The organism is Intrasporangium sp. (assembly GCF_035280925.1).
GTDB lineage: Bacteria > Actinomycetota > Actinomycetes > Actinomycetales > Dermatophilaceae > Intrasporangium.
Genome location: NZ_DATEEY010000186.1, coordinates 1 through 9857, shown reverse-complemented (window position 1 = coordinate 9857; position 9857 = coordinate 1). Strand labels below are relative to the sequence as shown.

Below are 9857 nucleotides of genomic sequence, written 5' to 3'. Positions count from 1 at the left end.
CCGACCGAGGCAGTGAACGGCAGGCTCGAGCACCTGCGCGGCTCCGCCCTCGGCTTCCGCAACCTCGCCCACTACATCGCCCGCAGCCTGCTCGAGACCGGCGGGTTCAGGCCGCGGCTACACCCTCAATCGTGAAGAGCCGCCAAAGATGAGCGGTGCTCACGACGCACGCAAAGAAGCGGCCTGACCCGCGTTTCCGCTGGTCAGGCCGCCTTTACTGTCTCAACACAGTGCGCACCCGAAGGGATTCGAACCCCTAACCTTCTGATCCGTAGTCAGATGCTCTATCCGTTGAGCTACGGGTGCAACGTCCACCACTCGGGCGGACGAAGAGTTACCTTAGCGCCTCGGCGCCACCCCACGAAATCGAGCCGTTTCCCGCGGTGCCTTCCGTATGCCTGTCCGGCCCCAGCCCTACCGCCCGCCTCATGGCACCTACTGCACCCTCGACGAGGAGGGCGGCAGGAGCGGCCGCCGGGCGGCGAGCGAGAGCAGCTCAGCGGCATACGGCACATCCACCGTGTCGCAAACTCTGCAAGAAGGCGACAGTTCGCCGTCAATTTCCTTGCAAGCCGAAGTGGTTGTGAGCGGTGTCACCGTACCGCACCGAAGGCACGGTCAACGGCCCTCCCGCGGCTGGGTACCTTGGTTGCATCACGTCATGTGTTCACCATGCGGACACCTGCTCGCTGCGCGCCGATCGCGAGCCCTGCCCGCATGGTGGACGACCACCGGCACGGCGCGGTGCCCGACCACCGCGCGAAAGGGATGGGCAAGTTGACCACGACAGATACCACGCACACCTCGACCCACGCGGGCCTGCAGGCCTGGGTCGACGAGGTCGCCGAGCTGACACAGCCGCGCGACATCCGCTGGGTCACCGGCACTCCCGAGGAGTGGACCGAGCTCACCGACCAGCTCGTCGAGGCCGGCACGCTGGTGCGGCTCAACGAGGACAAGAAGCCGAACTCGTTCTGGTGCGCCTCCGATCCGAGCGACGTCGCCCGCGTCGAGGACCGCACCTTCATCTGCTCCGTCGAGGAGAAGGACGCCGGCCCCACCAACAACTGGATGGCGCCGGACGACATGAAGACGATCATGACCGACCTCTACCGAGGGTCGATGCGCGGTCGCACGATGTACGTCATCCCCTTCGTCATGGGCCACCTCGACGCGAAGATCCCGATGTTCGGCGTGGAGATCACTGACTCGGCCTATGTCGCGGTCTCCATGCTCATCATGGCCCGCTGCGGCGAGAAGGTCCTGCACAAGCTCGAGGAGACCAACGCCGCCTTCGTGCCGGCCCTGCACTCGGTCGGTGCGCCGCTCGGCGAGGGCGAGCAGGACATCCCGTGGCCCTGCAACGACACGAAGTACATCACGCACTTCCCGGAGGAGCGCGTCATCTGGAGCTACGGCTCCGGCTACGGCGGCAACGCCCTGCTCGGCAAGAAGTGCTACAGCCTGCGCATCGCGAGCGCCATGGCCCGCGACGAGGGCTGGATGGCCGAGCACATGCTCATCCTCAAGCTGACCAACCCGGCGGGGAAGGTCCACTACATCGCTGCTGCGTTCCCGAGCGCCTGCGGCAAGACGAACCTCGCCATGATCGACCCGACGATCCCCGGCTGGAAGGCCGAGATGGTCGGCGACGACATCGCCTGGATGCGCTTCGGTGAGGACGGCCGCCTCTACGCGGTCAACCCCGAGGCCGGCCTCTTCGGTGTCGCCCCCGGCACCGGCGAGTCGACCAACCCGAACGCCATGGCCACGGTCAACAAGGGCAACTCGGTCTTCACCAACGTCGCCCTGACCGACGACGGCGACATCTGGTGGGAGGGCATGACCGACGAGAAGCCGGCCCACCTGACCTCCTGGCTCGGCGAGGACTGGACCCCGGAGTCCGACAAGCCGGCCGCCCACCCCAACAGCCGCTTCTGCACGCCGATCGCCCAGTGCCCCATCGCGGCGCCGGAGTACGACAGCCCGGACGGCGTGCCGATCTCGGCGATCCTCTTCGGAGGCCGCCGCAAGACGACGATCCCGCTCGTCTACGAGTCGCGCGACTGGACGCACGGCACCTTCGTCGGCGCGACGCTCTCCTCGGAGACGACCGCTGCCGCCACGGGCGCCGTCGGCGTGGTCCGTCGCGACCCCATGGCGATGCTGCCGTTCCTCGGCTACAACGTCAGCGACTACTTCTCCCACTGGCTGGCGATCGGCAAGCAGGCGGACGCGTCCAAGCTGCCGCGGATCTACGGCGTCAACTGGTTCCGGCGAGACGAGGACGGTTCCTTCCTCTGGCCCGGTTATGGCGAGAACAGCCGCGTCCTCAAGTGGATCGTCGAGCGGCTCGAGGGCGACGCGGAGGCCGTGGAGACGCCCGTCGGCCTCGTCCCGGCCCCCGGCGCCCTCGACATCGACGGCCTCGACGTCACCGAGGAGCACCTCGACAAGGCCGGCGCCGTCCGTCCCGCCGAGTGGGCGGACGAGCTGCCCCTCATCGAGGACTGGTTCAAGTCTCTCGGCGACCAGCTCCCGCCGGAGCTGTGGGCCGAGTTCGACGGTCTCAAGGCGCGCTTCGGCGCGAACTGAGCCGTAGTCCGTCCCGTCGGTGGGACCGGACGACGTGATGCGGGCCCGGCACCCTTGTGGGGTGCCGGGCTCCGTCATGTGTCCGTATGCCGCTCAGCTCGCTCCGGGAGCGCCCTTGCGCCTCGTGGGCGGCTGGGTGCGACACGATGTGTCCATGGCGTACGAGCGAAACGAGACAAAGGCCGAGCGGCTCGACCGGAACTTCAACGAGCAGCTCCAGGAGCTGCGCATCACGCAGGCGGGCGTGCAGATCCTCTTCGCCTTCCTGCTCACCATTCCCTTCCAGCAGCGGTTCACCGAGCTCACCGGGCTCCAGCGCACGATCTATCTCGTCACGCTCATGGCGGCCTCGATCAGCGTCATCGTGTTCACGGCCCCCGTGGCCCTGCATCGGGCGCTGTTCCACGAGGGACTGAAGGACTTCATCGTCCGTTACACCGACCGGCTCATCATCGTCGGGCTGCTGTCGCTGGGCCTGGGCATCATCGGCGGCGTCGTGCTGGTCCTCGACGTGCTGCTGTCCCACACGGCCGCGTTCTGGACCGGTGCTGCCCTGCTCGCGCTGGAACTCGCCCTGTGGGTCGCCGTGCCACTCGTGAAGAAGCAACAGCCGACAGACGAGTGACTCGCCCGTCACCTCCGACGTGCTACACAGAGTCGGGGCCCCACCTCCCGAGCACGCTCCGAGGGTGGGGCCCATTCTCGTCTGGCGGAGGCGGCGGGATTTGAACCCGCGAGAGGTTTTATCCTCAACCCGCTTAGCAGGCGGGCGCACTAGGCCACTATGCGACGCCTCCACGCCCGCGATCCCGAGGGACACAAGCGTGCACAGGCTACCGGGAGGGCGCTCCCCGGCCAAAACCGGGTGGTGCCCGCGCAAGGCCACGGCCAACCTTCCGTCGTCTGGGAGCGTCCTCACAGTAGGACAAGGCAGAATGACGACCACCCCGCAATGCCTTCGCACGCCCGAAAGGACCCCATGAGCGACGAGCCCAGACGGCGCACGGAAGGGAGCGGGGGCCGCCGGTCGTTGCGCCGCGAGCTGTCCGCCGGCTTCCGTCGGGCCATCGGACTCACCGCCCTCGGCACGCTGCTCCCGGGCGCCGGGCTGACCCGGACGCGCAGCCGGGCCTGGGGCTGGGGTCTGCTCGTCGTGTTCCTCGCCAGCGTGGTGGCGGTTGCCTACCTCATCCTCACCCGGGGCCCGACCAGGGTCGGCCTCGTCATAGCCAGCAACACGCGCTACCTGCTCGCAGTCACCATCGTCCTCGCGATCGGCGGCTTCATCTGGTGCGCCTCGATCATCGCGACGGCGGTCCAGTCCCGGCCTCGGCGGCTCGACCGCGCCCGCACGCGGTCGCTCGCCATCTTCACCACGGTCATGGTCGTCCTCATCGGCGGAGCCTCCTACAAGGGGGCCGAGTTCGCCCTCATCGGGCGCGACACGGTCGACGTCATCTTCAAGGACTCATCGCTCAGGCCGGGCCAAGGTGCGCACGTCGCCGAGGGCGAGGACCCCTGGGCCGACACCCCACGCGTCAACATCCTGCTCCTCGGGTCGGACGCCGGGGTCGGCCGGGACGGCACTCGGACCGACTCGATGATCGTCGCCAGCACCGACACGAAGACCGGCCGAACGGTGCTCATCTCCCTGCCCCGCAACCTCCAGCGGGTCCCGCTCCCGGAGACGAGCAAGCTGCGCGAGAGGTGGCCGAGCGGCACCTACGGCGTGCCGAGCTGCCCACGCCAGGAGCGGGACGCCAACGACCAGTGCATGCTCAACGCGATCTGGTCCGAGGTGGACCAGTTCCGTGAGGAGAATCCCGACGCGTTCCCCGACGACGATGTCCCCGGTCGCTCCGAGACCCGCGACGTCATCGGCGAGATCCTCGGCCTCAAGATCGACCACACGGTCGTCGTCGATCTCGAGGGCTTCAGCCAGCTGGTCAACGCCATGGGTGGCGTGACCATCAACGTCAAGCTCGGCGGCTACGACGGGAGGACGCCGATCCCCTATGGTGCGCGAAACGGCGACGGCAGCTACGCGCACTACTTCGACACCCCGGGCCCGATGCGAATGAACGGCTACCAGGCGCTCTGGTACGCCCGGTCCCGGGCCGCGGACGACGACTACAACCGGATGTCCCGGCAGCGTTGTGTCGTCCAGGCGGTCGTGGGCCAGGTGAGCCCCACGGCGATGCTCGCGAAGTACGCCGAGATCGCGCAGATCGCCCGCGAGAACATCTACACCGACATCCCGGCCGCAAACCTCCCCGCCTTCGTCGAGCTGGTCGAGCGCATCCAGAAGTCGGGCAAGTTCGTCAGCGTCGGCATCGACCCGAGCCACGGGATCCACCCCGGCAACCCGGACTACGAGCAGATCCGCGCACTCGTCGCCAAGGCGATCACCCCGCCCGAGCCGAAGCCGTCAGGCCCGAGCGCCGAGCCGGGCCCGAGCGAGCCGGAGAGCCCGTCATCGCCGACGCGGACACCCACCCCCTCTCCGGACACGACGACGTCACCTGCCGAGGTGGACGCCTGCGCCTGACGCCGACCGATTCTCGGCCCCCGACTGGCATCTCGCCGTAAACCGTGCACAATGTTGGGGCTGCCTCCACCAGCCACCACGAGGGGAACCCATGACCGTGCACCACGCCAGGCGCGTCGCCGCGCCCGTGGGCAGGGGCTCCGTTCGCCGACAGCTGCGATCCCGCTACCGCCGCTCCATGCGCCTGGTCGCCCTTGGAGCCGCGGTCCCCGGCGCCGGCCTGATCCGGACCCGGGCCCGCGCGGCAGGCTGGCTGATCCTCACCGTATTCCTGGCGGCCCTGGCTGCCCTCGCCTACGTCCTTGCGTCCCGGGGCATCAAGGACTTCGGCCTGTACGTGCTGACCCACCCGGACCTGCTGCAGGCAGCCGGGGTCCTCCTCGCTGCGGGCGGGCTCATCTGGTGCGGGTCGATCGTCGCGACCGCGGTGGCGTCCCGACCGGAGTGGCTGGACCGGTCCCGCACCCGCGTCCTGGCGCTCTTCACCACCCTGATGGTCGCGCTGGTCGGCACCGGGACCTACAAGGGCGCAGAGGCGGCCCTGATCACCAAGGACACGATCGCCGAGGTGTTCAGCGCCCAGCCCCTGCGACCCGGCGAGGGTGCCAAGGTCGTCAACGAACCCGATGCCGACCCCTGGCGGGACACGCCGCGCGTCAACCTGCTCCTCATGGGCTCCGACGCGGGCACTGGCCGGGTGGGCACGCGGCCGGACTCGATGATCGTCGCGAGCATCGACACCAAGACCGGCCGGACCGTCCTCATCTCGGTGCCGCGCAACTTCGAGTGGGCCCCGCTCCCAGCGGAGAGCCCGCTCCGGCAACTCTGGCCGGAGGGCACCTATGGCGGAAGCCACGACGTGCCGAACTGCCCGCGCAAGGCGAAGGACCCGGCCGACCCGTGCGCCATCAACGCCATCTGGACCGAGGTGGACCAGTTCCGGGAGGAGCATCCGGAGGCGTACGCCGAGGACGACGTGCCCGGGCGCACCGAGACGCGCAACGTCGTCGGTGAGGTCCTGGGCCTCAAGATCGACCACCTCGTCGTCATCGACCTCAAGGGCTTCACCGAGCTCGTCAACGCGATGGGGGGCGTCGAGGTCAACGTCAAGCTCGGCGGGTTCGATGGCAAGACTCCGCTGCCGTACGGGCAGAAGCGTCCCGACGGCAGCTACGCCCACTACTTCGACGAGCTGGGGCCCCAGCTGCTCAACGGGTACGAGGCGCTCTGGTACGCGCGCACCCGCGCGGCGGACAGCGACGACCATCGTCAGCAACGGCAACGGTGCGTCGTGCAGGCCGTCGTGAACCACGTGGACCCGGCCTTCATGCTGACGAAGTACGCCAACATCGCGCAGATCCTCAGGGAGAACGTCTACACCGACATTCCGGGTCAGAACCTGCCCGCCTTCGCCGAGCTCGTCGAAAGGGTTCAGGACGGGAAGATCACCAGCCTGGGCTTCTCCATGAAGAACGGATTCCCCTACAGCAGCAACCCGGACTACGAGCTGGTCCGCTCTCTCGTGCACAAGGCCATCGACCCGCCCAAGCCGACGAGCAGGCCGAAGCCGGCCGCCACGACCACGACGTCAGCTCGCACCCCGACGTCCACGCCGACGCAGCAGGTCGACGTCGACGAGTGCGCCTGAGCCCGCCCCGACGGGAGGCGACCGACGGGCGGAGCGACCCCAGCGGCATACGGCCTCGTCGTGGTTGACGGTGAACGAACCGAGCCCCCCGGCATTGCCGGGGGGCTCGGTCACAAACGACTGATCGGTGTCGCTCGTTGCGTTCGATCCTTGGGATCAGAGCGGACGCACTGCGTCAGCCTGCGGACCCTTCGGACCCTGCGTGACCTCGAACTCGACGCGCTGCGCCTCATCCAGCGAACGGTAGCCGTTCGTCTGGATAGCCGAGTAGTGGACGAAGACGTCGGGGCCGCCGCCGTCCTGGGCGATGAATCCAAAGCCCTTCTCAGCGTTGAACCACTTGACGGTTCCCTGTGCCATACGGGTAACTCTTTCCTTCTTTAGCCAGTGGGATCACGCACCTCGCGTGGTCCCAGGCTGCCGCTTCTGCCACTCGGCGGGCGAACCCGTCGACGTCGATACTGAAAACCCGCCACCTTTTGGATGACGGGCACCTACTCGACTGCGAGGAACTGCAACTGCAACCGCGACGAACTTAGCATGCTACTTGCGGGTCCGCCTGTTGGAACCTTGGGCAATTTGCGAATTCATCAGGCGTTCGCCGGATCTCCGTGTCCGGCACCCCTCTTCGCGTGGACGGGCGGCCGATCTCCCCGGATCGTGGCGACCATGTCAACCACTCTGCGGGTGGCCCGCACGTCGTGAGCGCGGAAGACCGTGGCGCCGAGCCAGGCCGCGACCGCCGTGGCTGCCAGGGAGCCTTCGAGCCGCTCCTCGGGCGGCAGGTCGAGGCTCTCACCGACGAAGTCCTTGCGCGACAACGCCTGCAGCACGGGGTAGCCGAGTGCTGCGATGTCGGCCGTGTGCCGAAGCACCTCGAGGGAGTGCTGGGTCGTCTTGCCGAAGTCCAGGGTCGGGTCGATGAGGATGCGCTCAGGGGGTATGCCGCTCAGCTCGGCCGCGTGGGCACCGCGCGCGAGCGTGGTCACGACGTCGCGCACCACGTCGAGCGGGTCGTCCCCGTAGGTGACGGCAACGGGGTCGGTGCGCGGCGGCAGGCCGCCCACGTGGGAGACGACGTAGCCGGCACCGAGATCGGCAGCGACGTGGACGAGCCCGGGATCTGCTCCGGCCCACGTGTCATTGATGAGGTCGACTCCGGCGCCCGCTGCGGCTCGGGCGACGCCCGAGCGCCACGTGTCCAGACTGAGGATGACGTCGGGGTGCGCCCCCCGGGCCCACTCGAGAAAGGGCACGACGCGGCGGATCTCCTCCTCCTCGTCGACCTGCGCCCCCTCCTGGCCGGCCCGGACACCGCCGACGTCGACGAGGTCCGCACCCAGATCGAGCGCCTCCTCGAGTGCGTGCCTGGCGGAGTCGAGCTGCGCATGACGGTTGCCGGCAAAGAACGAGTCCGGCGTCCGGTTGACGATGGCCATGACCGCCGGACGGCCTGCGTCGAAGGTCCGACCCCGCAGCACGAGCGGCGGCGGCGTGGGCTGGGTCAGCGGTGTGAGGCCGGCCATCACCGAGCCGAGGACCGCGTCCCAGTCGTGGGCTCGCGGGCCCATTGCGGGGCCCAGTGCGGGCGGTTCTTCGGGGGCGGTCACGACTCCCTACCTTACGGACCACGGTGTCACCTGGATGACAGGGCGGTGGTCACCCAGGTGACAGACCCGGCACCCGCCGCCGGGGCAGTCTGGGAGACATCAGCAAGAGCCCTCCACCGCTTGGGAGTCACCATGAACGCCATCGCCCTCGAGACCCGGCACTCCGCACACACCTGGGACATCGAGTCCCGCACCCCATGGAACGACTGGGCCTGCTGGGTCCCCGGTCGCCACCACGACGAGCTGGTCCCCACCGAAGCGGCCCGCTCTCACGACCGACGGACCGAAGCCCGGGCGGCCTGACCGCCAGCAGGCCGAGCGCGAACCGGGATCAGGACGCGATGAAACGCCGCAGCGCGGCCGCGTCGACGATCTCCAGCCGACCACCGTCTGCCGCCCTCACCCATCCCCGCCTGACCAGTGCCGCCAACGCACGGTTGAGCGACTGCCGGGTCACCCCGAGCATCGCCGCCACACCAGACTGGCTGGTCACGAAGGTCGTCGTCAGGCGACCGCCGCCGGCATCGACGGCCTGCTCGAGAATGAGCTTGCCGAGCCGCCGAGGCAGGTCGAGGAGAACGAGGTCAGCAGTGGTGTCCGTCAGCTGGCGAACCTTGGCAGCCAGCTGCTGGGCGACATGCCACATCGAGTCGGGGCTTGACCGAAGCACCTCCCGGACCACGCCGCTCGGCACGGCGACGAGCGCGGAGGGCTCGGCCGCATCGACCGAGGCGGACCGGGGGCGTTCGTCCACCACCGACAGCTCGCCGATCGTCGCCCCCGGCTCGATGAAGCTCAACGTCAGCTCGTCGCCCTGGGGAGAGTCCCGGAAGACCCGGAGGCGGCCACTGCGCACCAGGAGGAACGTGTCGCTCGGCTCGCCCTCGATGAACAGGACCTGTCCCCGTCCGACCCGCTGGACGTAGGCCCGCTCGGCGAGGCGACCGAGGGCCTCGGGAACCAGGCCCGCGAAGAGCTCAACCCCGGCGAGTTCCACTGCGATGTCCGCCACGAGACCAGTCTCACCGATGGGCGGCGGCCGGGACAGCAGGCACACCAAACGACACAGCGGGGAGGGAAGTGGGGTCCACGCCCTGGCCAATGGTGGGAGTTGGCCAGGGCACCTGGACTCGGCGCGGGGCCCGGAAGAGGGCGCCGGACCCCGCGTCGACCGCCGACTCATCGGCTCCGCGTCACCGGCTCCGAGTCACCGGCTCCGAGCCACCGGGTCAGCAGGCCCGCCTCAGCGAGGTATCCCCGGATGATCGGGGCCATCGTCTCCACATAGGTGCTGGCTCGATGGCGATCCTGTGGGGGGATTCATCCGGGTACGGACTGTCTGTGTCAGGGGCGGGCTGGCGGAGGGCGTGGGATTCGAACCCACGATGGGCGTAAACCCATAGCGGTTTTCAAGACCGCCGCACTAGGCCACTATGCGAGCCCTCCTTGGTGCGCC

The 9857-nt window shown here is 68.8% G+C and carries 8 protein-coding genes, 3 tRNA genes and 1 pseudogene; 6 read left to right on the top strand and 6 right to left on the bottom strand.

The features are described from left to right. A pseudogene (locus tag VJN29_RS17230) lies at positions 1–135 on the top strand (ISL3 family transposase); the annotation flags it as partial. 98 nt (positions 136–233) lie between these two features. Here the strand turns inward: VJN29_RS17230 and VJN29_RS17225 are convergent. Beyond that, positions 234–306: transfer RNA gene (locus VJN29_RS17225), tRNA-Arg, on the bottom strand. A 462-nt stretch (positions 307–768) separates the two neighbouring features. Between VJN29_RS17225 and VJN29_RS17220 the strand changes: the two genes are divergently transcribed. Both VJN29_RS17220 and VJN29_RS17215 read left to right on the top strand, forming a co-directional pair. Beyond that, the gene (locus VJN29_RS17220) at positions 769–2595 is read left to right on the top strand and encodes a phosphoenolpyruvate carboxykinase (GTP) (RefSeq protein ID WP_422653712.1); all 1827 of its coding nucleotides are present in this window, start codon (positions 769–771) and stop codon (positions 2593–2595) included. Positions 2596–2749: 154 nt separating this feature from the next. Then, positions 2750–3220, top strand: a complete 471-nt coding sequence (locus tag VJN29_RS17215) for a DUF6328 family protein (protein ID WP_324144865.1) — start codon at positions 2750–2752, stop codon at positions 3218–3220. Between the two features lie 82 nt (positions 3221–3302). Here the strand turns inward: VJN29_RS17215 and VJN29_RS17210 are convergent. Next, positions 3303–3392, bottom strand: a tRNA-Ser gene (locus tag VJN29_RS17210). A 182-nt stretch (positions 3393–3574) separates the two neighbouring features. On the opposite strand from VJN29_RS17210, the gene VJN29_RS17205 reads away from it, so the two are divergent. Further along, on the top strand, positions 3575–5143 hold the full coding sequence (locus VJN29_RS17205; protein ID WP_324144864.1) for an LCP family protein: 1569 nt from the start codon (positions 3575–3577) through the stop codon (positions 5141–5143). Positions 5144–5234: 91 nt separating this feature from the next. Further along, the gene (locus VJN29_RS17200) at positions 5235–6791 is read left to right on the top strand and encodes an LCP family protein (protein WP_324144863.1); all 1557 of its coding nucleotides are present in this window, start codon (positions 5235–5237) and stop codon (positions 6789–6791) included. A gap of 156 nt (positions 6792–6947) precedes the next feature. Here VJN29_RS17200 and VJN29_RS17195 read toward each other — a convergent pair whose 3' ends face one another. After that, positions 6948–7151, bottom strand: a complete 204-nt coding sequence (locus tag VJN29_RS17195) for a cold-shock protein (RefSeq protein WP_034805904.1) — start codon at positions 7149–7151, stop codon at positions 6948–6950. A gap of 230 nt (positions 7152–7381) precedes the next feature. Further along, positions 7382–8317, bottom strand: coding sequence for a dihydropteroate synthase (gene folP, locus VJN29_RS17190; protein ID WP_324144867.1), 936 nt, complete (start codon positions 8315–8317; stop codon positions 7382–7384). A gap of 216 nt (positions 8318–8533) precedes the next feature. Here folP and VJN29_RS17185 point away from each other — a divergent pair, with 216 nt between their 5' ends. Beyond that, positions 8534–8704 (top strand): hypothetical protein, encoded by a 171-nt coding sequence (locus tag VJN29_RS17185; RefSeq protein ID WP_324144862.1) that lies wholly within the window; start codon positions 8534–8536, stop codon positions 8702–8704. A 28-nt stretch (positions 8705–8732) separates the two neighbouring features. Here the strand turns inward: VJN29_RS17185 and VJN29_RS17180 are convergent, their stop codons facing one another. Continuing rightward, entirely contained in the window at positions 8733–9413 is a 681-nt protein-coding gene (locus VJN29_RS17180) for a Crp/Fnr family transcriptional regulator (RefSeq protein WP_324144861.1), read from the bottom strand. 344 nt (positions 9414–9757) lie between these two features. Next, positions 9758–9847, bottom strand: a tRNA-Ser gene (locus tag VJN29_RS17175). Between the last annotated feature and the right edge of the window lie 10 nt (positions 9848–9857).